A 24,679-nucleotide genomic window follows, 5' to 3' on the forward strand; every position below is an offset into this window, starting at 1 on the left:
CTGTCGCGTAAAAAAAGGCGCGATGTTGCCAGCTTTGACGGGGGGTTGGAAGCGCTAACCGGACAAACGTTCCTGATCTGCACTTTTATTGTGCGCGCCTGTATTTCTTGATGGGTTTTTGGTGCGTTTATTCGTTACCGAAGTGGGTGGCAGAGTAACGCTATGGCGAAATGCCATTAATCTCAATGACTTGCGATGACGGCTCGATCAGCGTGCAGGCCCCGTATCACGGGCGCATGAAATATTTTGGCGCAATTATTGCGTGCAGAATAAGAAACGCCCTGTTGGATTCTTTTTACGAGAGGGAATGCAGACCGGGCCGACGTCATCGCTTTCCTTGCAAAGGTAGTCTTAATGAGCAGTAGCCAAAGCTCCTCCAATGGCCTCGAACAGGGGCTAAAACCGCGTCATGTGACCATGCTGTCGATCGCCGGGGTTATCGGCGCCGGGCTGTTTGTCGGTTCCGGCCACGCCATCGCCGCTGCAGGCCCGGCCGTGCTATTGGCCTACGCGGCCGCCGGTGCTCTGGTGGTTCTGGTAATGCGAATGCTCGGCGAGATGGCCGTTGCATCGCCAGACACAGGCTCCTTCTCGACGTACGCCGATCGCGCGATCGGTCACTGGGCCGGTTTCACCATCGGCTGGCTCTATTGGTGGTTCTGGGTTTTGGTCATTCCTCTGGAGGCTAACGCTGCCGCGACCATCCTGCATGCCTGGTTTCCGAATGTGGCGATCTGGGCCTTCACCTTGGTGATCACGTTGCTGCTAACGGTGACCAACCTGTTCAGTGTGAAGAACTACGGTGAGTTCGAGTTCTGGTTCGCCCTGGTCAAAGTCGTAGCGATCATCGGCTTTATCGGTCTTGGCATTCTGGCGATCTTCGGCTTTTTGCCAACCAGCCAGGTTAGCGGCGTCTCGCACCTGTTCGACACTCAAGGCTTCCTGCCAAACGGCATGGGCGCTGTGCTGGGTGCCATCCTGACCACCATGTTTTCCTTCATGGGCACCGAGATCGTGACCATCGCGGCCGCCGAATCGAAGAACCCTGGCCAGCAGATTTCCAAGGCGACCAACTCGGTCATCTGGCGGATTGGCTTGTTCTACCTCGTATCCATCTTCATCGTTGTGGCCTTGGTGCCATGGAACGACCCGATTCTGGCCAGCGTCGGTTCCTACCAGACTGTGCTGGAGCGCATGGGTATCCCGAATGCCAAGCTGATCGTCGATATCGTGGTTCTGGTTGCGGTAACCAGCTGCCTGAACTCGGCGCTTTACACTGCTTCGCGCATGATGTTCTCGTTGGGCAAACGCGGCGATGCGCCGGCCGTTTCCCAGCGCACCAACAGCAGCGGCACACCTTACTGGGCCGTGATGCTGTCGACCGCAGCTGCGTTTCTTGCAGTGTTCGCCAACTACGTGGCTCCGGCCGCAGTATTCGAATTCCTGCTGGCCAGCTCTGGCGCCATCGCCTTGCTGGTGTACCTGGTGATCGCGATTTCGCAACTGCGTATGCGCAAGCAGCGTATGGCTCGCGGTGAAAAAATCGCCTTCAGCATGTGGCTGTTCCCGGGCCTGACCTACGCGGTGATCATATTCATCGTTGCGGCCCTGACTATCATGCTGTTCCAGGAAGCCCATCGCGTGGAGATCCTCGCGACCGGTCTGTTGAGCTTGTTGGTAGTGGCTGCCGGGTTGTTTGTGGCTCGCCGTCGCAAACTAGAACGGCGTGGGGCAGTGGTGTTGAACTGATTCGCGCTGGGTAATGCAAAACGGCCGCTGTCAGTGATGAGAAGCGGCCGTTTTTGTTTTGTCTGTTGTGCTCGATTCAAGCGGGGTGCACCCAGTCTTCAACTCGTAAACCGGATACACGCTCAAATTCCCGTAGATTATTCGTCACGATGGTGAACCCTCGTGAGCGTGCGTGGCCGGCAATCATGTCGTCATAAGGGCCTATTGGTGTCCCTGCTTTAGCCAATTCCGAGCGAATCATTCCGGTGTGTGCTGCTGCTTCATAGTCAAAAGGCAAGATCTCAAGACGGGCAACAAAGCCCTCGATGACAGCGAGGTTTTTTTCAGGTGCGGCAGATTTTTCTGCACCGTAAATCAACTCCATCAAGGTGACAGCGCTTATGCATAGCTGGCCGTGATGACGATTGAAGGCTTCGCGTACAACCTGTGGCTTGTTCTTGATGGTGAAGATACAGATGTTGGTATCGAGCATGAATTTGATCATTAAAACGACTCACGCTCCTGATCGGTTGGTTGCTCACGGTCAGCCATAAAGTCTGCGCTCACGCCTTCGCCGTCGAACCAGCTATCCCAGGCTTCTCCTGCCGGGGTGATGAGGCGAGTCCTGCCGATAGCGATAACATCGACACGCTTCACATCACTGGGCATTGCGACGGCTTTGGGCAGGCGGACGGCCTGGCTTCGATTGCTCATAAAAAGGGTGGTTTGTTCCATGGCAGGCCTCCTGCGCTTTGCTGACGCTTGAAGTCAGAAGGATAGAATTTTGTTGGGATATGTCAATGGGATATACGCGATGACTGATGAAAGGTTGTGATAGTCGCGACAGTTTCAATGGTTACAAAAAACGGCTGCTGTCAGAGATGACAAGCAGCCGTTTTTACTTCCAGAGTGGCCTTACTCGGCCTTTTCGACCGGCAGGTCCAGCGACTGGCGATAGCTGTCCAGCGCATCGCCAAAGTCAGTGATGAATTGCGGGTCGGTCAGCCAGGCCTGGGCGGCGTCGCGGTCCATGCCATCGGCCCACATGCGGTAGTCGATCAGCATGTCGGCGGCCAGGTGCGTGGCGGCCATGGCTTCGTTGTCGGCGTTTTCCATGTCCAGCAGTTCTGGATGGTCGCTGATGATTTCGGCGAGGTTCGACAGCAGGGTCAGCAGCATGTCGTTGCGGCTGGTGGCCTCGGCGTCACGCATTTTGCTGAACATCGCCAGGGTGTATTCCGGGATCGGCTCGCCGAGTTCGCCCAGGTCGTCGTCCAGCTCGGCGGGTTTTCTGCCAACCATGCGGATTTGCTTGGCTTTGGCCTTTGCGCGTTTGGCGCGTTTCTGTTGCTTGTTCAGGGATGCCATGGGAACTCAGTTTGGTTTCTGTTGGGTTTGGGCCGCGATGGCGTCGGACGCCGCCACGTAGTCAGCCTGGAAGGCCGCAGACTCGATCCACGCCAGGGCGCCGGCTTCGTCTGTCTCGGTAGACCATTGGCGGTATTCGATCAGTGCCGCGAGGATGAAGTCCATTGCGCCTTCTTCGCCTTCCTGCTCGTACACCAGTTCCAGCAGCGGGTCTTCGAGGAAGGCTGCGCACATCGCTTGTTGACTGATTTTTTCGGCGTCGATCATTTTCTTGAACAGTTCGGTCAGGTCCACCGATTCGAAGTCGATGCGATCGTCGTTCGGGTCCAGCTCGACCGGCGCGGCAGCCCGCTGGGTGCGGTTCTGCTTGGCCTTGGCTTTGGCGCGGGAGGCGCGTTTGTTCTGCTTGTTGGCGGAGGCCATGGGCGTCGTTCCGTAATTCATTGAGGGGGCGCATCCATCAACTGCGTGGCACTCGCCGCCCGGGTGTATCGGGGGCCAGCTCGCCGGTCTGCAGCCAGGACAATGCAATGGGCCATAGTGTGGCTTGGTATGCGCTGCGAAAAAAGGCGAAATGTCCGACTTCTTCTTCGCCGATGTCTTCGGGGGCGATTCGCAGGTGGGTGTTTGTACTGCCAGTGAAGTAGCCGAGCAGGCGTTCGATGGCCGGAATCGTACCGTAGGGATCGTCGCTGAGGCTGATCGCCAGGGTCTGGGCGGTGACGTTGGCGAAGGGAAGCTGACCGTTTTTGGCGTGAATGACACGGCCGCTGGGGCGTTTCTCGTATCGGGCGGTGGGCATGCTCCAGTCGCGGACTACACCGGCCGGGGTGTCTTCGAGCCAGCCGAGGCGTTTGCCGGGAAAGTAGCCGTACAGCATGGTCATCAATGGCATCACCACATGCCACTTGCCAAACATTCGCCAGCGATGAGCAGGGGCATAGTCGCTCCAGTAAGCGAACTGCGCACCCACCGTCACCAGGCGTCGGATCACATGCCCAGAAGCTCCCAGTCCGGCCGCGCAACCGCCAAAGCTGTGGCCGACGACATTGATGGGTTGTTCCGCAAACTCGCGTTGTGCCCTTTGCAGCATCGCCTCGAAATCCAGTGCGCCCCAGTCGGACCATGAGGCCTCAAGCCCCTTCAGCGACGCCGGGCGCGACTCGCCGATGCCGCGGTAGTCATAGGTGATCACGTCGAAGCCGTTGGCGAACAGGTAATCGGCGAAGCGCGAGTAGTGTCGGCAACGGACTGAAGTAGCGGCGTTGATGATCACCACCGGACGGGTCGGATCTTGATTCGCATGCCGCCAGGTGAAGCCACCAAGGATGAAGCCGTCGGCGGCGGGCTCCTTGAAAGATTCACCAGGTGTGCCGGTGGGTAACGGCAATTCAAGTTGCGTCGGGGCCAGTGAGGGCATGTCCTGCAAATTCATCGGCTTTGAACCTTTGCGGTTAGCCAACCACCTTAGTCTTCATGCTGTTTATGAACAATCCACCGGTGCTTATCGGAGCCTTTGCTTGAGTAACCGCTCCTCAAGCACCGCCCATTCCCGATCCAGTTCTGTGCGAAGTTCCTCCTCGCTCGGCAGCACCAGTCTGTATGTACTGGCGAACAATTGTTCGTTGCCTTGCAGCACTGAATAGCGCACCACTGATTCATCTTTTTGTGCGCAGAGAATGAGGCCGACGGTAGGGCCATCCTCCGGTCCTCGCTTGAGGTCGTCGTACATGCGCACGTACATATCCATCTGGCCGACATCCTGGTGGGTCAGTACGCCGCGCTTGAGGTCGAAGATGACGAAGCACTTGAGCAGGTAGTTGTAGAACACCAGATCGATGTAGAAGTCTTTGCTCTCGGTACTGATGCGTTGCTGGCGAGCGATGAAGGCGAAGCCTTTGCCCAATTCGAGCAGGAAGCCCTGGAGTTGATTGATCAATGCTTGTTCAAATTCGCTTTCCTGGATCAAGCCCGCATTGGGCAGGCCGAGAAATTCCAATAAGACTGGGTCGCGGATGAAATCCCGAGGGGTGGTGTTCATCTGCTGGATATTGGTGGCGGCTTCCTGTTTGACGGCAACTCGGTCGCGGCTCGCCAGCAGACGTTCATAATAGAGGGTATTGATCTGGCGCTCGAGGGCGCGACTTGACCAATTCTGCAGGGCAGATTCGTTCATGTACCAATGGCGAGCATTGTCGTTGTCGACTCGTAGCAGTCTGCGGTAGTGGGTCCAGCTCAATTCGGAACGCACTGCGTTCCAAATTGGAAAGGTCTGATAAAAGTCCCGCATGTATCGCAGGTTGCGTTCGTCAAAACCTTTCCCAAACTCCGACGTCAGTACTTTCGCCAGCGTCGACAGCAACTGCTTGCCATACACCGCCCGCCGAGCGCCTTCCTGCTCGAACTCCACAATATGCCGCCCGATCTGCCAACAGGTTTGCACCTGTACGGTATCGACCGCTCTCAGCACTTTCTGGCGCGCTTCCTTGATCAATTCGCCAAGATTGCCGAGCAGTGAAGTGATCTGTGGATCTTGAGTGTTACCGGATTTGAGGGGGCTCATGAGATTTTCCGCGGCTGAAGGAAACAGGCGGAAGAGGATGGCAAGAGAGTGATAGTCCGCGATGCCGGGCGTTGCTGGTAAACCGGAAGGAAAGGCGAATTTGCTTTGCAGGACCGGGCCGACAGCAGCCCATGCATGAGGAGCACATCACGTAGTCCGATTCGCAGTGGGTCCAAGTTCGAATCGATCTAAAACTTGAACATTCAGCAACAAATCTAAAAAGAGTAACGATTGGGTTCTGCGTAACCCGGGAGTCGCCATCATGAGGAACGTCCATTCATTCATGCTGCCCATCGCCGCCGTCGGCGTAATGATGTTTCCAGTCGTGCTTAATGCCGCCAGTCTTGAACCGATCGACAGCACAGGCGTGCAAGTCCATCAGCAACAGCAAAACGGGATTACTTACCTGTCCGGGGGAATTGGAGAGGATGAGGCTCGAGCCATTCAACAAACCCAGGGCTACAACTTGCACATGACTTTCTCCACCGGGCCTAAGGATGAATACGTTCCCGATGTGGATGTGGTCATTCAAAAAGCCGCAGGGCAACCCGTGCTGACGCTGAGTGAGGCTGGGCCGCTGGTTTACGTTCAGCTGCCTGCCGGCAAGTACACCGTTGTCGCGACACATAAGGGTGAGGTGCGGCGGGATACAGCGGATATAGGCAGCGATGCTGCTCGCAATCTGGTTTTCCACTGGGGGACTGAAAACTAGCGGAGGCAGCTTTTGCGCCTTGGCTTGGGCTGAATTCACGATTTGAATCAGCCGGAACGCCCCTACAGGGGGGGGCGAGCAATGCCAAGGCTCAGAAGCTGAGCGGGTGATGCATATTATCTTCTGGCTCAGAGCTCACATCCCTTGTAGCTGCTGTTACCTGGCCTGTTCGATCAGATCCGTTCCTGCGTCTTTTTTCAGCGACTCGTAAAGCACCGTTATAAATACTTCTCTGGTCGCCTCGTCGCTAAGAAGTTGCGTTGCCATGCTTTGGTGACTGCTCATGGCCCCGGCAATAGCTTGAATGGCTTTTCTCGGAAGGTCCGCCTTCATGGCTTGTTCGCCTCCTGACGCATTTCAACCAGCGCATCATCCAGACGCTGCCAGGCTTTGTCGTGCGCATATACCGGCAGCCACGTGCCGCTGTTTTAAGCCCTCTGCGTGTAGGAACAAGTCGTAGAAGACAACCGGAAACCGAGCCCGCAATATCCCAGCGCCGCACCGGTAATCACAGCGAAGCCAACGATTCAAGGACCGCGACGCGCAAGGGATTGCTTTCTACGCTCAGCAGCTTGATGGCCAAGGCGCAGCAGACCACGATCAACATGGGTTTAATCAACCGTGGACCGACGCGAACGGCGGCTCGTGCACCCAATTGAGCGCCGATGAAGGCCGCCAGAGCCATGGCTATGGCAATCGGCCAAATAATCACACCCTTGGTAATGAAGACCGACAAAGAACCCAGGTTGCATGAGGCGTTGGCAAGTTTGGTAAAACTCATGGCCCGCATCATGCCCAAGCCGCAGAGAAGTACAAACCCGACAATAAAGAAAGAGCCCACACCGGGGCCAAATATACCGTCGTAAAAGCCCAGGATCGGCGCCACGGTAAACGAAAAAAGCAGAATACCGATTCTCTTGCGTCGATCTTCATTGGCCAGCTTGGGAGAGAAAGCAAAATATAGAGCCACCAGAATCAGCATGACAGGCACGCAAACTTCCAGATAGCGCTTATCAATAGAGCTGACCAGCAAGGCGCCACTGGCGCCGCCAATAAATCCGCAGATCACCAGGAAACGGCCTTCGCGCCACTCGATCATTCCTTTGCGAGCAAAGGTTACAGTGGCCGAAACAGTTGCCGAAGCGGCCTGAAACTTGTTCGTTGCAATTGCACTGATCGGATCTACGCCGGCCAGAAATAATGCAGGTAAGGTGATCAAACCTCCACCACCGGCAATCGCATCAAAAAAACCGGCGAAAAAAGCGACAAGCGCCAACATACCTATTAAATCCCAAGACATTGCATTCCCTCTTTCTAGTTATTGGCCAGTAATCACATGATTGGTCCTTCCGCAGCTTGAATGCTTAAAAAATCAGCCCTGCAGCAGTAACGGGTCCTCCGAAATAACGACAGGGGAAGAAATTTTGAAAGCCCAAAAATACGAACCAGGACCCGTCTGTTGTCTTTAATGACATCGCGACAGTGCAGAGAGCGGACGTTATTGATGACCATGGCCGACTCTTGCGTCAGCGTGTACTCGACTGGAGTTGCTTCGCTTACCCCCCGGCAAAGGGCGGAGTAGGCCGTTCTGACAAAATTCGAGGCGTTGTCATTGACCGAAAAGCGATATGAGTTGAAGCGCGCTGCGAACCCGACCTTGTCGTCAAACTCCAGAATCGATACGTTGCGACCATCTCCCCCTTTGCCACTGACAAAAGAGTCGCTACGAGTGAACCGGAAGTTACCCGTGGTCAGTGCGAGGCAGTGGGTGACGCCGATTTTTTCTAATATGGGAGGCAACGGAATGACCCGTGTAGCTTCCAGGCTCGGGTTCCACAGGGCGGAAAGTATGAGCGACGACGGAGAGGGCGAGTGCCCGTCTTTTGCGTTCACGGCGCACCAGTAAGGCGCTTCGGTATGCGGGCCGAGCGCGAGGCCGGAATGGGAACTCAGTTCTTTGATGTCCGGCTCGGCATTGATTTTGGTGAGTCCACCACCTTTGAAGTTGGCCACCAATCGAACCAGCTTTCCTTCGTTGTCCATGTCATATGCAAAGGAAATGTTATCCACCAGTTTCAGCAAGATCTGATTACGGGCTCCCAGGCAAAGGACGTCGTAGCGATTTTCCAGGGATGTCAGGTTGGGTAGTTCATTTGGAGGGCTGCCATCGGTGATTTTTTGCAGCCCTTCAAAGATCAACGCGCAAACAAGGCCATTGGAGTAGGCCGCCAGCAGCTCGCACTGGTCTTTCGAAAACGAGCACTTTAGTTCTGTGGCAGCCAAAGAGGCTTTGGACTTGGCTCCTGGTGCCTGCGGCCCGCCAATGGCGGCCAGTTCTTCGGCGAGCGTGTGAAGCCGTGTTGACTGCCGAGTATCAAAGCTGAAAATTCTGATGTCCTGTTCAGTAAAAAATTCAGCGTTTTCGACATCCCGTTTGATGGAGTCAGTCATTGTCTACATCCCTGTTGTGTATCTGCTCCCGGTGATGCGGCAGCTCCTCCCACGATTCTGCCCAATCCGATGATCAGCGTATGTCATCCACTTCCGTTAAAGCATACGGAGCGTTCCGACAAACCTGAGAGACTGCGAGAAGGGCCGATCACCAATGCTTGATGCCATTCTGGGCTCAGCTTCGGAAGGCGTTGCAGATGCTTGCTGGCGTGGCGCCTGGAGGTGGGAATTGATGCTTCGTCCGGCGCTTCGAGGGTGACTGGAACAATGCATCATCAAATTCCAGGCATAAAAAAACCCTGAATCTTGCGATTCAGGGTTTTCGGTATTTGGTGCCCAGAGACGGAATCGAACCGCCGACACGGGGATTTTCAATCCCCTGCTCTACCGACTGAGCTATCTGGGCAACGGGGCGCATTAAACTGGTTTTTCAGGGGGTCGTCAAGAAAGTTTTCAAAAAAATTTTAATTATTACCGTCGCTTACGATCCGACCCCCGAAAAAACGGGATTATTCAGCGGGCGGAACGTAGCCTTCGGCCTTGGCGTATTCCTCGCCGGAAAAGAACTTGTCCATCTCACCTTGAAGATATTTGCGGTCTTCGGCGTTCATCATGTTCAGGCGTTTTTCGTTGATCAGCAGGGTCTGGTGTTTCTGCCAGTCGGCCCAGGCCTTGGCCGAGACGTGGTCAAAAATGTCCTGACCTTTTGCACCCGGAAATGGAGCGCGCTCCAGGGCGGGCAATTCTTCTTTGTACTTGCGGCACATGATGGTGCGGGTCATGACGACTCTCCTGCGTTCAATACGGCGGCCGCGCGTTCGAGCAAGGTTTTGACCGGGGCGGCAAGGCCCAGGCGCGGCGGGGTGGCGAGGTTATACCAGAGCCAGTCGGCCTCGGCCACGTGATGGCCAGCCTCTTGGACCTGAACCAGCCAGGGTTCGATGGATAATTGAAAGTGGCTGAAGGTATGCACCAGGCTCGGCAGTGCCTGTTGACTGCCCAGTTCCAGCGAGTGCTGCGAAGCCAGATGTTGCAGGTCTTCGAGGTCGTCGAGTTCCGGCAGGCTCCAGAGACCGCCCCACAGGCCCGTGGAAGGGCGACGGTAAAGCAGAATCGCTCCTTCGCCGTTGGCGAGCATCGGCATCAGCGTGCGCTTCTGTGGCACGGCTTTGCGTGGCTTGGGGATCGGGTAGCGGGTTTCCAGGCCAAGCATGTGCGCCTCGCAACCCTTTTCCAGCGGACAAAGCAGGCAGCTCGGTTTGCTGCGGGTGCAGAGCGTGGCGCCCAGGTCCATCATCGCCTGGGTGTAGGCGTTGACACGGGTCTGCGGCGTAAAGCGCTCAGCGTTGGCCCACAGCTGTTTGGCAACCTTTGGCTCGCCCGGATAACCCTCTTGCGCGGTGAAGCGCGCCAGCACCCGTTTGACGTTGCCATCGAGGATCGGCGCCCGCAGGCCCATGCTCAGGCTGGCAATCGCGCCGGCCGTGGACGGGCCGATACCTGGCAGGTCGGTAAGCTTTTCCACATCACGGGGAAACTCGCCGCCGTATTCGGCAACGACAATCTTCGCGGTCTTCTGCAAGTTGCGCGCGCGGGTGTAGTAACCGAGGCCGGTCCACAGGTGCAGCACTTCGTCTTCCGGCGCGGCGGCCAGAGCTTCGACCGTTGGCAGCGAAGCCATGAAACGGTCGAAGTAATTCAGCACGGTGCTGACCTGGGTCTGCTGCAACATGATTTCCGAGACCCACACCCGGTAAGGGGTGATGCCCTGCTGCCAAGGCAAATCGTGGCGGCCGTGGCGGTCGTACCAATCCAGCACCGCCGTTGAAAACTGCTCGGCTCTCATCGCTTGAACAGCCCCTTGAGCGCGTTTTTCAGTTCCGGGCTGACTTTATCGCCAAGCTTCTCGTCGATTTTTTCGCTGATTCGTTCGCCAGCCAGTTTGCTCGCGACTTGTCCCATGCGTTCGTTGTCGACGCGGCAAGCCTTGGCACCCAGTTCCAGCGGGCCACGGCAGCGCAGCGGCCACTCGATGCCGATGTAGCGCTCGCCGACCTGGCAGGCAGGGTCCGGCATGTCGCTCTTGTCGCCTTCGACGATGACGCCGACGCGGTAATCCATGCCCAGTACCCGCAGGTCGATGTCGCCGTTAGCGTTGACGGTCATGCCCGGGATGCGCACTTTCAGGTCGGGGTTGCTGGCCACGCCGTTGTGGAAGGTCAGGTTGCCCTTGAGCTCTTCGAACGGTGTGTCCTTGCCCCGTGGCTCGCCCGTGAGGGTTTTGCGATTCAGGGTGGCGATGCCTTTGCACAGTTGCTGCTCAAGGTTGGCATTGAGCAGCACGCCATTGTTGATGACGAAACTGGCATTACCGTTGAGGTTATCGATCAGCACGCTCTGGCTATTGCCGCTGCTGGTCAGCGCGCTATCGAGCGTTACCAGGCCTTGGACCGGTGGATTTTTCCCCTGGCTTTCGAGGATTTTTTCTACAGGCACTTTGCTGATGCGTGTCTGCATGTTCAGCGCCGGCACTTGCTGGCGTACGTCCAGGGTACCTTTGGCTTCGAAGTTGCCGTCGTACAGATCGCCGCGCAGGTTCTCCAACGTCAGCAGGCCGCCTTGGCCGGTGGCCTTGAGTGCAGCATTCTGAATCGGCAGCTTGTCGAGGGTCAGCTGGCCGAAGGTCAGGTCGGCGTCCACGTCGAGTTTGCTCAGGCGTTCCACCGGCAACAGACGCTCGGTGCTCCACGGGCCTTTGGTCGGTGAGGGTGGCAGTGGTGAACTGCCCGCACCAGCCATCGCCTCGGTCTCGGTGCTGGCCACTTCGGCCTCACGCACCTGCTTCGCGCTGTTGGCTTCGGCGGATTTTGGCGGCAAGTAACGATCGACGTTGAAGGTGTCAGCCTTGAGGTTCAGTCGCAGCGATTGCTTGGCGAAGTCCTCGACAGCGATGTGGCCGCTGAAAGTGCTGTCATCGAGTTTCAGGTTGAGGTTGTCGAGGGACAAGCTGGTCGGCGTGCCGGCAACCTGGCTGGCCAGTTCGACTTTGCTCAGGCTGCCTTCGGCCATCGCGGGGAGTTTCTGGCCGATGCTGTCGACGAATTTCGCCAGATCAAATTGGGCAATCGACAGGCCGCCGCTGATTTGCGGGGTCTTGTCGAGGTCGTTGGCCTTCAGTTCACCCAAGGCGCGCAGCTGGTTGGCGGAGATCTTGATGCCGGTCCATTCGGCGACGTTGGCGGCCTTGTCCAGCAGCAACTGGCCTTGAGCGGCGAAGGTCATGGTCTTGCCTTGCAGCGGATCGCCAGCGACTTCACCGGAGAGTTTCATGTCTTCGAATTTGTAGCGCTGCAGCGCACGTTCGAAACGCAACTCGCCGGCCAGCTCGGTCCGCACCCGCAGAACCGGTTGGTTGGTACCCAGGAACGCGGTGAGTTTGACCGGGATGTTGGTCGAGTCATGCACGGGGCCAGTGCTCAGCTGGATGCTTTCGGCACTGAACTGCTTGCCGGTTTTCTCGTCGTTGTACTCAACGCGGGCGTTGTTGACGGTCAGGCTGTCGATGTCCAGGCGGATCGGCTGGGCCGGTTTTTCTGCCTGGGCGGTAGTCGTTGGCGCGGGTTCGCCGGTGGTGGCGGGCGGCGTGGCCGAGGTACTCGGGGTGGCAGGTGCCGGGACCTTGCCGATGTCTTCCCAGTTGCCGTGGCCGTCCTTGTCGCGGTTCAGGCGCAGGTTCAGGCCTTCGACGCGCACATCGCTCATCTGCACTTCGCGGCGCAGCAGCGGAATCACGCGGACCGACAGGCCCAGCATCTGCAAGTCTGCGAACGGCTCGGCAGGCTTGGCCAGGGTCGCAACACTGGCTTCGTGCAATTCCAGGCCCAGCCAGGGAAACAGGCTCCAGCCGATATCGCCATTGAGCGTCAGCTCGATGTGGGCCTTGTCGCGGGCAATCTGGCGAATCTCGTCTTTATAGTCGTTGGGATCGAAGAGGTGGGTCAGGGCAAAGCCCAGCGCCACAATGATCAGCAACAGCCCGAGAAGTACCAGACCCAGGATTTTGCCGAACGCTTTCATGGGCGAGTCCTTGTATTAGTCGAATTCGAAATTTAGCCGGGGAGTATAGCGCTCCGAAGTGGCTGACCGGTCAGCGATCACATCGGGAGCTCATCCAGCGGTACCTTCAGCTTAGCCGCCAGCGCTTGAGCTTCGAGATGCCCGGCAGGCGCCAACAGCCGCAATGTCGCGCCTGATTGCGACGCCATTTTCTGCGCTTCGTTCACCAGACGCTCGGCAACCCCACGACGACGGGTGATTTTTCGTACGCACAAATGGGACAAATGCCAGACGTCGTGGTGCCGTTGCAAACGTGCCGCACCCAACAGCCGATCGTTGAAGCGTCCGGCGATCAGCGAACCGTCCTGCAGGCAGTCTTCAATCAGCTGCATCTCCCCAATGAATGGCGCAAACAGCCAGTCCGGGGCGTCACGGTAGATCTTTTGCAGATCTTGTTGATCCTGATAAGTGGCTTGGTTCAGCAGTTCGACAATGATCGGCATGGTGTCTCCCTTGAAAGCTAATCCGGTCCCGCAGGAGCTGCCGCAGGCTGCGATCTTTTGATCTTTTGTAACGTGAATAGAAGATCAAAAGATCGCAGCCTTCGGCAGCTCCTACGCGTGAAAATATATTTTTGCAGTTGTACGAGAACAGATGACATACAAAAAGGTGATATCAGTTTGGTTTTTCTGTCACGTGCAAATGGTAACCTCTGCCCGTTCGTCCGTCCCTTCTGCGGCGTGATGTCGCACCAAAATGGAGCTTCACCTAAAAAAACAGTCATGCCTGCGTGCATTAAGGCTGAGGGTGAAGAACGGCTGGCGAACCATACTAATAATTGGGGGAAACACCATGACTACGAGCATCACGGCGGACGGCTTTGCCGATCAGCCCGCGTTCCTGTCCAAGGAGCGCATCATCGCCAAGCCCGGTTTTAACCGTTGGCTGGTACCACCGGCCGCTCTGGCCATCCACTTGTGCATCGGCATGGCCTACGGCTTTTCGGTGTTCTGGTTGCCGTTGTCCAAAGCCCTGGGCGTCACCAAGGCCGTGACTTGCGCGCCGGACATGAGCTTCATCGCTCAGGTCTTTTCGTCTCAATGCGACTGGCCGATCTCGATGCTCGGCTGGATCTACACCCTGTTCTTCATCTTCCTTGGCTGCTCGGCAGCGATCTGGGGCGGTTGGCTTGAGCACGCAGGTCCTCGCAAGGCCGGTGTGGTGTCGGCACTGTGCTGGTGTGGCGGTCTGTTGATTTCGGCGCTGGGGGTCTATACCCACCAGATCTGGCTGATGTGGATCGGCTCCGGAGTCATTGGCGGTATTGGCCTGGGCCTGGGTTACATCTCGCCGGTCTCGACCCTGATCAAGTGGTTCCCGGACAAGCGCGGCATGGCCACAGGCATGGCGATCATGGGCTTCGGCGGTGGTGCGATGGTTGGTGCTCCACTGGCTGCAGCGCTGATGGGGCACTTCGCTTCGCCAACCAGCGTGGGCGTATGGCAGAGCTTCCTGGTAATGGCCGCGATCTACTTCGTGTTCATGATCGGTGGCGCGCTGTCCTACCGCGTTCCGCCAACCGGCTGGAAGCCTGAAGGCTGGACTGCTCCGGCGAAAAAAGCCTCGAACGCGATGATCACTCACCGTCACGTCCACGTGAATGTGGCGTGGAAGACCCCGCAATTCCGTCTGGTGTGGTTGGTGCTGTGCCTGAACGTTTCGGCGGGTATCGGCATCCTCGGCATGGCTTCGCCGCTGCTGCAGGAAGTCTTCGCCGGTAAATTGCTGGGCACCGACCAGACATTTGGTCAGCTGGATGCCGGGCAACTGGCCTCGATCGCAGCGATTGCGGCCGGTTTCACCGGTTTGCTGAGCCTGTTTAATATTGGTGGCCGGTTCTTCTGGGCTTCGTTCTCGGACTACCTGGGTCGCAAAAACACCTATTTCGTGTTCTTCGCCTTGGGTGTTGCCCTGTACGCGCTGATCCCGAGCCTCGGTCACCTGGGCAACGTTGCGCTATTCGTGGCGGCGTTCTGCATCATCCTGTCGATGTACGGTGGTGGTTTTGCGACGGTTCCTGCGTATCTCGCGGACCTGTTCGGCACGCAAATGGTTGGCGCGATCCACGGTCGTCTGTTGACGGCGTGGGCAGCGGCGGGTGTGTTGGGGCCGGTGTTGGTGAACTACCTGCGTGAGTATCAGCTGAGCATTGGCGTTGAACGTGCCGCGGCTTACGACATCACGCTGTACATTCTCGCGGGCCTGCTGGTGCTGGGTTTCCTGTGCAACCTGATGGTTCGCCCGGTGGCCGACAAGTACTTCATGACCGACGCTGAACTGGCGGCCGAACAGGCGCTGGGCCACGACAAGGGTGCTGACGCCAGCACCGTGCTGGAGTGGAAAGCGGATGCGGGCACCAAGCCGTTGGCGGTGGCTGCGTGGTTGGTGGTGGGTATTCCGTTGGCATGGGGTGTTTGGGTGACGCTGCAGAAAACTGCGGTGTTGTTCCATTAAGTAAACGCATCATCCCTGTGGGAGCGAGCTTGCTCGCGATAGCGGTCTGACAGTCAACATAGATGTTGAATGTGATGGCCCTATCGCGAGCAGGCTCGCTCCCACACTTGTTATCCACAGCCGCAGAATTTGATTCACACGCTTGTACTGACATGTCTATCCCCGACGGCAGGGGATTCACTCCGTCAGTGATATCACCTCTCGTGTTTCTGTTTAGCGCCCGCGACCCTATAATGGCTGCCTTTTTCGCCCCAATGATTTTTGCGGAGCTGGTGATGGCCGAACGTATGGCGTCTGTCGAGCGCGACACTCTGGAAACCCAGATCAAAGCCTCGATCAACCTGGATGGCACCGGAAAGGCCCGATTTGATATCGGTGTACCTTTTCTTGAGCACATGCTGGACCAGATCGCCCGTCACGGGCTGATCGACCTGGATATTGTCAGCAAGGGCGACCTGCATATCGACGACCACCACACGGTGGAAGACGTCGGTATCACTTTGGGTCAAGCCTTCACCAAAGCCATCGGCGACAAGAAAGGCATCCGTCGCTACGGCCACGCCTACGTGCCGCTCGATGAAGCGCTGTCGCGTGTGGTGATCGACTTCTCCGGCCGTCCTGGCCTGCAGATGCATGTTCCTTATACCCGCGCTACCGTCGGCGGCTTCGACGTTGACCTGTTCCAGGAATTCTTCCAGGGCTTCGTCAACCACGCCAACGTTACCCTGCACATCGACAATCTGCGTGGGCACAACACCCACCACCAGATCGAGACCGTGTTCAAGGCTTTTGGCCGCGCCCTGCGCATGGCCGTAGAGCTGGATGACCGCATGGCCGGGCAAATGCCTTCGACCAAAGGCGTTCTGTAATGCAGACGGTCGCGGTTATCGATTACGGCATGGGCAACCTGCACTCGGTGGCCAAGGCCCTCGAGCACGTCGGTGCCGGCAAGGTCCTGATCACCAGCGATGCCGATGTGATTCGCGAAGCCGATCGCGTGGTATTTCCCGGCGTTGGCGCGATTCGCGATTGCATGGCGGAGATCCGTCGCCTGGGCTTCGACTCGCTGGTGCGTGAAGTCAGCCAGGACCGTCCGTTCCTTGGCATCTGCGTGGGCATGCAAGCTTTGCTCGACAGCAGCGAAGAAAACAACGGCGTGGACTGCATTGGCCTGTTTCCGGGCCAGGTGAAGTTCTTCGGCAAGGATTTGCACGAAGACGGCGAACACCTGAAAGTCCCGCACATGGGCTGGAACGAAGTGAAGCAAACGGTAGAACACCCGCTGTGGCACAACATTCCGGACCTGGCGCGTTTCTACTTCGTGCATAGCTACTACATCGCTGCCGGCAATGCGCGGCAGGTGGTGGGCAGCGGTCACTACGGTGTCGATTTCGCCGCAGCGCTGGCCGACGGCTCGCGTTTCGCCGTGCAGTTCCACCCGGAGAAGAGCCATACCCATGGCCTGCAATTACTGCAGAACTTCGCTGCGTGGGATGGTCGCTGGTAAATGGTTGCCAAAAAGAAGCCGCCGATCCTGACCCTCACTCCCGAGCAGGAGAACGAGGCCAATCACAAGATCAAACGCTTCATGGAGGATCGCTTCGAGCTGGACCTGGGTTCGTTCGAAGCGGCTGAAATCCTTGAGCTGTTTACCCGCGAAATTGCTCCGCACTATTACAACAGGGCGATTTTCGATGTGCAGACGCACCTCAAAGAGAGGTTCGAAAGCATCGAAAGCGACCTGTGGGCGCTCGAGAAAAACTGATTTCCGAGCAAAGCTGAATACTCGAATTTGAAGGTTTGCCAGATGCTGATTATTCCCGCTATCGATCTCAAAGACGGTGCCTGTGTTCGTCTGCGCCAGGGCCGCATGGAAGATTCCACGGTGTTCTCCGATGACCCGGTGAGCATGGCTGCCAAGTGGGTGGAAGGCGGTTGCCGCCGTCTGCATCTGGTCGACTTGAATGGTGCTTTCGAAGGCCAGCCGGTCAACGGCGAAGTGGTCACCGCCATCGCCAAGCGCTATCCGAACCTGCCAATTCAGATCGGCGGCGGTATCCGCTCGCTGGAAACCATTGAACACTACGTGAAAGCAGGCGTGAGCTACGTGATCATCGGCACCAAAGCCGTGAAAGATCCGGCTTTCGTTGCGCAAGCCTGCCGCGCGTTCCCGGGCAAAGTGATCGTCGGTCTGGACGCCAAAGACGGTTTTGTCGCCACCGACGGCTGGGCTGAAATCAGCACCATCCAGGTGATCGACCTGGCCAAGCAATTCGAAGCCGACGGCGTGTCCGCGATCGTTTATACCGACATCGCCAAAGACGGCATGATGCAGGGCTGCAACGTTTCGTACACCGCCGCCCTGGCCGCGGCGACGAAGATTCCGGTGATTGCTTCCGGCGGTATCCACAATCTGGGTGACATCAAGTCGCTGCTCGACGCCAAGGCACCAGGCATCATCGGCGCCATCACCGGCCGGGCGATTTACGAAGGCACCCTCGATGTTGCTGAAGCGCAAGCTTTCTGCGATTCGTACAAAGGCTGAGGACTCACCATGGCGCTGGCCAAACGCATCATCCCTTGCCTGGACGTGGATAACGGCCGGGTGGTCAAGGGCGTCAAGTTCGAGAATATTCGCGACGCCGGCGACCCGGTGGAAATTGCCCGTCGCTACGATGAGCAAGGTGCTGACGAGATTACCTTTCTCGACATCACCGCCAGCGTCGACGGTCGCGACACCACGCTGCATACCGTCGAGCGCATGGCCAGCCAGGTGTTCATCCCGCTGACCGTGGGCGGCGGTGTACGTACCGTGCAGGACATTCGCAACTTGCTCAATGCCGGTGCGGACAAGGTCTCGATCAACACTGCTGCGGTGTTCAACCCGGAATTCGTCGGCGAAGCGGCTCAGCATTTCGGCTCGCAATGCATTGTCGTCGCCATCGACGCGAAGAAAGTTTCCGGTCCGGGCGAAACCCCGCGCTGGGAAATCTTCACCCACGGTGGTCGCAAGCCAACCGGCCTCGACGCCGTTGAGTGGGCGAAGAAGATGGAAGGCCTCGGTGCCGGTGAAATCCTGCTGACCAGCATGGACCAGGACGGCATGAAAAACGGCTTCGACCTGGGCGTCACCCGCACCATCAGCGATGCGCTGGGGATTCCGGTGATCGCGTCCGGCGGTGTCGGCAACTTGCAGCACTTGGCCGACGGTATTCTCGAAGGCCACGCCAGCGCGGTGCTGGCGGCGAGTATTTTCCACTTTGGCGAATACACCGTGCAGGAAGCCAAGGCCTACATGGCTCATCGCGGCATCGTGATGCGCTAAACAGTACAGGCCAGTGGACAGCATGGCGGGCTCAAGGCACTCTTGAGCACGCCATGGATTCCGGTAGCCCGACATGCTTAAACGTCTTCTTCTTGTCCTCGCCAGCGCTTCTCTGTTGCTCATCAACGGAGCTCACGCCGAAGAAAATCCCGCCACCGACCTGGTGCTGCTGACGGAAAACTTCCCGCCGTACAACATGGCGAAGAATGGCAAAAATTTCGCGCAGGACGAGAATATAAATGGCATCGCCACGGACATCGTTCGCGAGATGTTCAAGCGCGCTGATATTTCCTACAGTCTGACGCTACGTTTCCCTTGGGAGCGAGTCTATAAACTCGCCCTCGAAAAGCCGGGTTATGGCGTATTTGTGATGGCGCGACTGCCGGACCGCGAGAAACTCTTCAAATGGGTAGGCCCGATCGGTCCCGATGACTGGATCATGCTGGCCAAGGCGGATAGCAAGATCAGCCTGAAAACGCTGGATGACGCGCGCAAATTCAAAATTGGTGCGTACAAGGGCGACGCGATCGCCGAGACGCTGGCCAAGCAGGGTCTCAAGCCTATTGTCGTGCTCCGTGATCAAGATAACGCGAAAAAACTTGCCAGCGGCCAGATCGACCTATGGGCAACGGGTGATCCGGCCGGACGCTATCTCGCCCGACAGGACGGTGTGGTCGGACTTAAAACCGTGCTGCGTTTCAACAGTGCCGAGCTTTACCTGGCGCTGAACAAGGAGGTGCCGGACGAAGTGGTAACCAGGCTTCAGACGGCGCTGGATCAGCTGCGCAAGGAAGGCGTGGTGGACGACATCATGGCACGATATCTCTGATATTCCGGTGGGGGAAATTTTGTTCCCATAGGAAGTATTATCGATCCATAGTGGAAGGCGCTATCAGATCAAATCGCGTTGCCGAGGGTTGCAGGTCTGACTCATTGCTTGCGTAGCTACATACTTTCAAAGGTCTGTCTGGCGACAGCATCTCGAACTCCGCTGCTTTCTTGTACCGTTCGTCACGGAAGTCGGCACAGGGCGTGCTATCGACGCTGGTTGAATAGAAAAAATGCGAGCTGAAATCAGGATATGAACCTTCCCATTGCATCGATGTAAAGTTTTTAGTATGACCAAACGCTGGTTCAGGAGCAGGCTCTGCGAGATGGGTAGAGTGGGTGAAAGTGTTTTTCAGTAATACAGTTGTGAGCCTTTGCTCTTTCGAGCGTACACCTATTATGCACAGGACGTGCATGCGCGTTTCGGGGCCTACAGAGTCATTAATATGGCCGTTTGTAGCGCTGATGGCGGCGCTATAGTTTTCTGGTTTCTCGCAGTTGAGCGCATCTCGCACAGTCTTGTATCGGTAATATGGCGTATCGATATTGAATGAAAAATCCCATGTGGGCATTGTTTCATTGCCTAAAAAGTCCATTTCAGGTCGAAGTCGGGTTCTTAAAAACAAACTCTCGAAGTCGACGTTCACGTTGATTTGTTGTAAGTCGCAGGTTGCAGTGCCATTGCTGAATATTCCATTTTTGAAGCAGTTTGATAAAAACGCGGGTGAAAAACCGTAATGGCGTTCGGAAACAATACTCGTGATTTGGTTTGTTCGCCGATCAACCATCGGGCTGCCGGAACTCCCGTAATCCAAATCCTTGCACTGATTCACTAAACCTCCGGGAAATGCAGGGGGGACGCCAGAGATAGTCCTGGACACTTCCTGGACGCAGGCACTCAAGCGTAAGGTCCTGTTGGTGAAGGTGCCGGGTGTACCGACATTGAGCACGTCATGAGAGAAGAAGGGGGGCGTGGGTGAGATTTTGAGAGGCATGATCTGGTCTTGCAATAACGCCGACAGAGGCTTTTCAAGTTCGAGTATCGCTAGATCTGTCCCTAACATGCTTGTCCAGATTGCCGTGCGGATTTTGTATGTTTTGTGATTGTTTGGCGCGTCTTGAAAATAATTGAAAATTACGTTTGCATTAAACTCATAATTTAACTTTGAGGTGCCATATTCAGCTAATACACAGTGGCCGGCAGTGATTACATAGGCGGGCGCAGTATCCGTCCATCCGGCATCTCTGGTGTCAATAAGAGCTGCGGTACAAGTACCTTTGGGCATATTCAGCAGGCCAATTCCGGTCCAGCGTGAATACCGGTTGTCACTGTTTGTTAACGGTTTGGAACGGGAGCCGTTCTTTAAATTGTCTCCGATGTCAGTTTGTGCGGCTTCAGTGAACAAAAAGACGTGACTCATCAGGTAAATTGTCAAAGTGATATGTTTGAATTTCATTGCCATTCCTTGGCTATACCTATTTGTGGTTTCAGGACGGCAGACTCGAATGCCTACTGTGTGATTTACAGCTTCGAGATATGGTGACGATTATTCGCGTGGGCAGGTGGTACATATTTATATATGTCGGCCGCAACGCAAATGGCGAACTCAAATCGCACACGCCATGGATTCCAGGGGGCTGGTAAATAATCAGATGGGTTAATTGGCGTGCGGCGTCCGGTAACTGCCGTCCTTCCCATGCCCGGCCATCGCCCGATTGCTGCGCACGCTGATCATCTGTTTGATATCGATCCAGTCGATGCCCTGAGCCTTGAGCTTGGGCAATTCACGTTCAAGCACCGCTAATGTCTGCGGATACGGATGCCCGATCATCACCGCAGAACCCTGTTTGTGCGCCAGGCTGATAGCCGTCTGTAGCTGAGTAAAAATCGCGGCTTCAGTGGGCTCGTCATCCAGGAACACATCCCGCGAAACGCTCGCCAAACCAATCTTCTGCGCCTCGGCGGCGGCCACGGTTTGCGCGCTGGTGCGGCTGTCGACGAAGAACTTGTGCCGACGCTGCAAGTCCGCCATCAGCCAGGCCATGGCCGGTTGCTGAACGGTCATGCGGCTGCCCATGTGGTTGTTGATGCCAGCGGTATAAGGTACAGCCTGGAACGCCGCGTTCAGGCGCTTTTCGAGTTCTTCGATGGGCAACCCGGGATGCCAGGCAAACGGTCCGGTGGCAGGGTCCATGGGCATGTGCAGGATGACGATCTTGCCGGCGCGATGGGCTTCGTGGGCGAATTCGGTGGCGTGGGGTGTATCGGGCATGATTGCCGCGGTGACCGGGCCGGGCAGGGCCAGCACGCGGCGATCCCGGGGCAGGTTCTGCCCCAGGTCATCGATGATCAGGCTCAGATAAGCCTTGTGAGGTGTGGCGGCTGTTGTGGCAGGCGCCGCGTGAGCGACGCCCGCCAGACAGCACAGCAGGCCGAGGAGCAACCGCAGGCGCATCTCAGCGGCCGGAGGTGATGCTCAGCCCTTTGAGCAGGCTCAGGGCCTGGGCCAACTGGTAATCATCATCCTGCGGCATGGCCTTGGCTTTGCCACCGGAACCGGTCGGTTTGTCGGCGCCGCCGTTGCCATTGCCCAAGTGACCTTGCAGATCGGCTTCCTTGAAGTATTCGCCGTCCTGCTCGTTGGTGATCTTGGCCTTGCGCACTTCGATGTCAGGGACGATGCCCTGCGCCTGAATCGAGCGGCCGTTCGGCGTGTAGTACAGCGCCGTGGTGATTTTCAGTGCGCGTTCGTTGTTCAGCGGCAACACGGTCTGGACCGAGCCTTTGCCGAAACTGGTGGTGCCCATGACGACTGCGCGTTTCTGATCCTGCAGGGCGCCGGCGACAATTTCCGAGGCCGAGGCGCTGCCACCGTTGATCAGCACGACCATTGGCACGGCTTCGCTTTCGTCCTTGCCGGTGGCGGAGAAGCGCAATTCGGAGTTGGCGATGCGGCCCTTGGTGTAGACGATCAGGCCCTTGGTGATGAAGTGGTCGACCACTTCCACCGCCGATTGCAGTACGCCGCCCGGGTTGTTGCGCAGGTCGAGGACGATGCCGCTGAGTTTCTTGCCGTTGTCCTTGCGCAACTTGGCCAGGGCCTTGGAGACCTCTTCGCCGGTCTTGACCTGGAACTGGGTGATGCGGATGTAGCCATAGCCGGACTCCAGCAGCTGGCTCTTCACGCTTTTCACTTGAATGATGGCGCGGACCAGGGTCACGTCGAAAGGCGCACCGCCGTCGCGTACCAGAGTCAGGGTGATTTTCTGGCCGATCTTGCCGCGCATCTTGTCCACGGCTTCGGTCATGCTTTGGCCGCGAGTCGGCTGGCCGTTGATCTTGACGATGAAGTCGCCGGCCTGAATGCCGGCCTTGGAGGCCGGGGTGTCATCGATGGGCGAAACCACTTTGATGAAACCGTCTTCGGCGCCGACTTCGATGCCCAGGCCGCCGAATTCGCCGCTGGTGCTTTCCTGCAATTCAGCGAAGTCTTCCGGGCCCAGGTACGCGGAGTGCGGGTCGAGGTTGCTGAGCATGCCTTTGATGGCGTTTTCCAGCAGGGTCTTATCGTCCACCGGTTCTACATAGGCTGCCTTGATCCGGTCCATGACTTCGGCAAAGGTGCGCAACTCGTCCAGCGGCAATGGCGCCTTGGTGGTCGCAGCGGTGCCGGCAGGCGCGACCGCCGGGGCAGGCTGAGCGGCGAACGCCAATGGCGCGCCGATCACCAGGGCAATCGTCAGGGCCAGCGAGGTAAGGCGGGACAAATACAGCATGTCGAACGAACTCCTGAAGTAGGTGACTCAACGCCTATCCTTGCGCGCGGCACCATTGCGCCGGATCACTCGGGTGACCCTGCTGACGAATAGCGAAATACAGCGCTGGTGTGTCCTGCCCGCCACTGCTACCGACAGTAGAGATGGACTCACCGGCTTTTACCACGTCACCCGCAGACTTGAGCAGTGTCTGGTTGTGACCATAAAGACTCAAAAAACCATTGCCGTGGTCGAGAATCACCAGCAACCCGGCGCCTCGCAACCAATCGGCAAACACCACGCGGCCGCCATGAACGGCATGCACCTGGCTGCCGGCGTTGGCGCTGATCATCACGCCATCCCATTTGGTGCGGGCATCGTCGCCACGGCTTTCACCGAAGCGCGCCAGCAGTCGACCATCAACTGGCCATGGAAGTTTGCCGCGGGTGGACGCAAAGGGGCCGCCAAAGGTTTCGCCTGAACTTGAAACCAGTGCGCCGGGTGTCGATTTTGCGGGTTTGCGTGGGGCATCGGTGGCATCTGCTTCAGCCTGAGCCTCACGTAAACGCTTTTTTTCGGCTTCCTGCTGGGCGATCAGCGCTTTTTGCCGCGCTTCTTCTGCCTCTCGGGCCTGACGGGCCAGGGTTTCTTCAATGGTTTTAAGGACTTTAGACAGGTCCGCCTGATCCTGCTCGCGCGCCGCCAGTTTCTGGTCGCGGGCCTTCACGTCGTCGTTGAGCTTGGCCAGGACTTGCTGACGCTCTTGGCGGACCTTGTCGAGTTCGTCGCGCTGGCTGTCGAGGCTGCTTTTCTGCACCAGCAATTGCGCCTGCTGCAGGCCGATGTCTTTTTCGACATTGGCCAGTTGGCGCAGGGTTTCGTTGAAATTCTTCAGCTGCTCCAGGCGGGCCTGGCTGAGGTAGTCGTAATAGGTGAGGGTGCGGGCGAATTTTTCCGGGTTCTGCTGGTTGAGCAGCAGCTTCAGGTATTCCTGACGGCCATTCTGATAGGCCGCGCGGGCCTGGATGGCGATCAGTCGTTGCTGTTCAATTCGCGCGCTCTGGAGTTTTTTTTTCTCATCATCGAGTCGCTGCAGCTCGGATTCGCTTTTCTTAAGCTCTTTTTGCAGGGCTTCGACCTGCTTCTCGAGCTTGCCCATCTCGGTTTCGGTGCCCTTGAGGTCTTTTTGCACCCCGGATTTTTCTTCCTGGAGTTTACCCAGCAGTTTCTTCAGCTCGGCAATGTCCTGACGCGTGGCGTCCAACTGTTGTTGGGTTTGCGTGCGCTCGTCGGCAAAGGCCGGTTGAAGCAGGCAAGTCAGGGCAAGGGCTATCAGGACGCGAAGCATAGAGGCGGGCGACACCAGGGAAAGGGACGG

Annotated in this window: 26 protein-coding genes and 1 tRNA gene; 9 read left to right on the plus strand and 18 right to left on the minus strand. The window is 57.3% G+C overall.

Going from position 1 to position 24,679, the window contains the following annotated elements:
• The first annotated feature begins 354 nt into the window (after positions 1-354).
• Positions 355-1,749, plus strand: coding sequence for a GABA permease (gene gabP / locus BK662_RS33290; protein ID WP_123361103.1), 1,395 nt, complete (start codon positions 355-357; stop codon positions 1,747-1,749).
• A gap of 76 nt (positions 1,750-1,825) precedes the next feature.
• Here gabP and vapC read toward each other — a convergent pair whose 3' ends face one another.
• The 6 genes from vapC to BK662_RS33320 all read right to left on the minus strand — a co-directional run bounded on the left by vapC (position 1,826) and on the right by BK662_RS33320 (position 5,659).
• Positions 1,826-2,233, minus strand: coding sequence for a type II toxin-antitoxin system tRNA(fMet)-specific endonuclease VapC (gene vapC, locus BK662_RS33295; RefSeq protein WP_123361104.1), 408 nt, complete (start codon positions 2,231-2,233; stop codon positions 1,826-1,828).
• Positions 2,233-2,463, minus strand: coding sequence for a type II toxin-antitoxin system VapB family antitoxin (gene vapB, locus BK662_RS33300; protein ID WP_038978541.1), 231 nt, complete (start codon positions 2,461-2,463; stop codon positions 2,233-2,235). Before vapB ends, vapC begins: the two co-directional genes overlap by 1 nt.
• 180 nt (positions 2,464-2,643) lie before the next feature.
• Positions 2,644-3,096 carry a hypothetical protein gene (locus BK662_RS33305; RefSeq protein ID WP_123361105.1) on the minus strand — a complete coding sequence of 151 codons (453 nt, stop codon included), beginning with the start codon at positions 3,094-3,096 and terminating at the stop codon, positions 2,644-2,646.
• A gap of 6 nt (positions 3,097-3,102) precedes the next feature.
• Entirely contained in the window at positions 3,103-3,519 is a 417-nt protein-coding gene (locus tag BK662_RS33310) for a hypothetical protein (protein WP_123361106.1), read from the minus strand.
• 37 nt (positions 3,520-3,556) lie between these two features.
• The gene (locus BK662_RS33315) at positions 3,557-4,531 is read right to left on the minus strand and encodes an alpha/beta hydrolase family protein (RefSeq protein ID WP_123361107.1); all 975 of its coding nucleotides are present in this window, start codon (positions 4,529-4,531) and stop codon (positions 3,557-3,559) included.
• 69 nt (positions 4,532-4,600) lie between these two features.
• Positions 4,601-5,659, minus strand: coding sequence for a PDDEXK nuclease domain-containing protein (locus BK662_RS33320; RefSeq protein ID WP_123361108.1), 1,059 nt, complete (start codon positions 5,657-5,659; stop codon positions 4,601-4,603).
• A 262-nt stretch (positions 5,660-5,921) separates the two neighbouring features.
• Between BK662_RS33320 and BK662_RS33325 the strand changes: the two genes are divergently transcribed.
• On the plus strand, positions 5,922-6,371 hold the full coding sequence (locus BK662_RS33325) for a carboxypeptidase regulatory-like domain-containing protein (protein ID WP_123361109.1): 450 nt from the start codon (positions 5,922-5,924) through the stop codon (positions 6,369-6,371).
• A gap of 156 nt (positions 6,372-6,527) precedes the next feature.
• On the opposite strand, the gene BK662_RS33330 is transcribed toward BK662_RS33325, so the two are convergent.
• The 8 genes from BK662_RS33330 to BK662_RS33365 form a co-directional block, all read right to left on the minus strand.
• Positions 6,528-6,704 (minus strand): hypothetical protein, encoded by a 177-nt coding sequence (locus BK662_RS33330; RefSeq protein WP_259695979.1) that lies wholly within the window; start codon positions 6,702-6,704, stop codon positions 6,528-6,530.
• A gap of 175 nt (positions 6,705-6,879) precedes the next feature.
• Positions 6,880-7,671 (minus strand): TSUP family transporter, encoded by a 792-nt coding sequence (locus BK662_RS33335; protein WP_123361110.1) that lies wholly within the window; start codon positions 7,669-7,671, stop codon positions 6,880-6,882.
• Between the two features lie 32 nt (positions 7,672-7,703).
• A complete protein-coding gene (locus BK662_RS33340) occupies positions 7,704-8,822 on the minus strand; it encodes a hypothetical protein (RefSeq protein ID WP_259695980.1) in 1,119 nt (372 codons plus the stop codon).
• 330 nt (positions 8,823-9,152) lie between these two features.
• Positions 9,153-9,228, minus strand: a tRNA-Phe gene (locus BK662_RS33345).
• A gap of 103 nt (positions 9,229-9,331) precedes the next feature.
• The gene (locus BK662_RS33350; RefSeq protein ID WP_007897448.1) at positions 9,332-9,604 is read right to left on the minus strand and encodes an oxidative damage protection protein; all 273 of its coding nucleotides are present in this window, start codon (positions 9,602-9,604) and stop codon (positions 9,332-9,334) included.
• Complete coding sequence (gene mutY / locus BK662_RS33355; protein WP_123361111.1) at positions 9,601-10,668, minus strand: A/G-specific adenine glycosylase; 1,068 nt, start codon at positions 10,666-10,668, stop codon at positions 9,601-9,603. Before mutY ends, BK662_RS33350 begins: the two co-directional genes overlap by 4 nt.
• Entirely contained in the window at positions 10,665-12,899 is a 2,235-nt protein-coding gene (locus BK662_RS33360) for an AsmA family protein (protein WP_123361112.1), read from the minus strand. Before BK662_RS33360 ends, mutY begins: the two co-directional genes overlap by 4 nt.
• A gap of 77 nt (positions 12,900-12,976) precedes the next feature.
• Positions 12,977-13,381, minus strand: coding sequence for an acetyl-CoA sensor PanZ family protein (locus BK662_RS33365; protein ID WP_123361113.1), 405 nt, complete (start codon positions 13,379-13,381; stop codon positions 12,977-12,979).
• A gap of 349 nt (positions 13,382-13,730) precedes the next feature.
• Between BK662_RS33365 and BK662_RS33370 the strand changes: the two genes are divergently transcribed.
• From BK662_RS33370 to BK662_RS33405, 7 genes are all read left to right on the plus strand, one after another.
• On the plus strand, positions 13,731-15,392 hold the full coding sequence (locus BK662_RS33370; RefSeq protein WP_123361114.1) for an OFA family MFS transporter: 1,662 nt from the start codon (positions 13,731-13,733) through the stop codon (positions 15,390-15,392).
• A gap of 275 nt (positions 15,393-15,667) precedes the next feature.
• Positions 15,668-16,261, plus strand: a complete 594-nt coding sequence (hisB, locus tag BK662_RS33380; RefSeq protein WP_007939452.1) for an imidazoleglycerol-phosphate dehydratase HisB — start codon at positions 15,668-15,670, stop codon at positions 16,259-16,261.
• On the plus strand, positions 16,261-16,899 hold the full coding sequence (hisH, locus tag BK662_RS33385; RefSeq protein WP_008068774.1) for an imidazole glycerol phosphate synthase subunit HisH: 639 nt from the start codon (positions 16,261-16,263) through the stop codon (positions 16,897-16,899). Before hisB ends, hisH begins: the two co-directional genes overlap by 1 nt.
• Positions 16,900-17,157 carry a DUF2164 domain-containing protein gene (locus BK662_RS33390; protein WP_123361115.1) on the plus strand — a complete coding sequence of 86 codons (258 nt, stop codon included), beginning with the start codon at positions 16,900-16,902 and terminating at the stop codon, positions 17,155-17,157. It begins immediately after the preceding gene.
• Positions 17,158-17,199: 42 nt separating this feature from the next.
• Positions 17,200-17,937, plus strand: coding sequence for a 1-(5-phosphoribosyl)-5-[(5-phosphoribosylamino)methylideneamino]imidazole-4-carboxamide isomerase (hisA, locus tag BK662_RS33395; RefSeq protein ID WP_123361116.1), 738 nt, complete (start codon positions 17,200-17,202; stop codon positions 17,935-17,937).
• Positions 17,938-17,946: 9 nt separating this feature from the next.
• Positions 17,947-18,717 (plus strand): imidazole glycerol phosphate synthase subunit HisF, encoded by a 771-nt coding sequence (gene hisF / locus BK662_RS33400; RefSeq protein WP_123361117.1) that lies wholly within the window; start codon positions 17,947-17,949, stop codon positions 18,715-18,717.
• 73 nt (positions 18,718-18,790) lie between these two features.
• On the plus strand, positions 18,791-19,546 hold the full coding sequence (locus tag BK662_RS33405) for a substrate-binding periplasmic protein (RefSeq protein WP_123361118.1): 756 nt from the start codon (positions 18,791-18,793) through the stop codon (positions 19,544-19,546).
• Between the two features lie 37 nt (positions 19,547-19,583).
• On the opposite strand, the gene BK662_RS33410 is transcribed toward BK662_RS33405, so the two are convergent.
• The 4 genes from BK662_RS33410 to BK662_RS33425 form a co-directional block, all read right to left on the minus strand.
• Positions 19,584-21,002: a trypsin-like serine peptidase gene (locus BK662_RS33410; protein ID WP_185047221.1), complete on the minus strand. Its 1,419-nt coding sequence runs from the start codon at positions 21,000-21,002 to the stop codon at positions 19,584-19,586.
• A 201-nt stretch (positions 21,003-21,203) separates the two neighbouring features.
• Positions 21,204-22,001, minus strand: coding sequence for a divergent polysaccharide deacetylase family protein (locus tag BK662_RS33415; RefSeq protein WP_123361120.1), 798 nt, complete (start codon positions 21,999-22,001; stop codon positions 21,204-21,206).
• 1 nt (position 22,002) lies between these two features.
• Positions 22,003-23,322 carry a S41 family peptidase gene (locus BK662_RS33420; protein ID WP_007897415.1) on the minus strand — a complete coding sequence of 440 codons (1,320 nt, stop codon included), beginning with the start codon at positions 23,320-23,322 and terminating at the stop codon, positions 22,003-22,005.
• 34 nt (positions 23,323-23,356) lie between these two features.
• Positions 23,357-24,649, minus strand: coding sequence for a murein hydrolase activator EnvC family protein (locus BK662_RS33425; RefSeq protein WP_123361121.1), 1,293 nt, complete (start codon positions 24,647-24,649; stop codon positions 23,357-23,359).
• Positions 24,650-24,679 lie beyond the last annotated feature (30 nt).

Source organism: Pseudomonas frederiksbergensis (assembly GCF_003732275.1).
Taxonomy (GTDB): Bacteria; Pseudomonadota; Gammaproteobacteria; order Pseudomonadales; family Pseudomonadaceae; genus Aquipseudomonas; species Aquipseudomonas frederiksbergensis_H.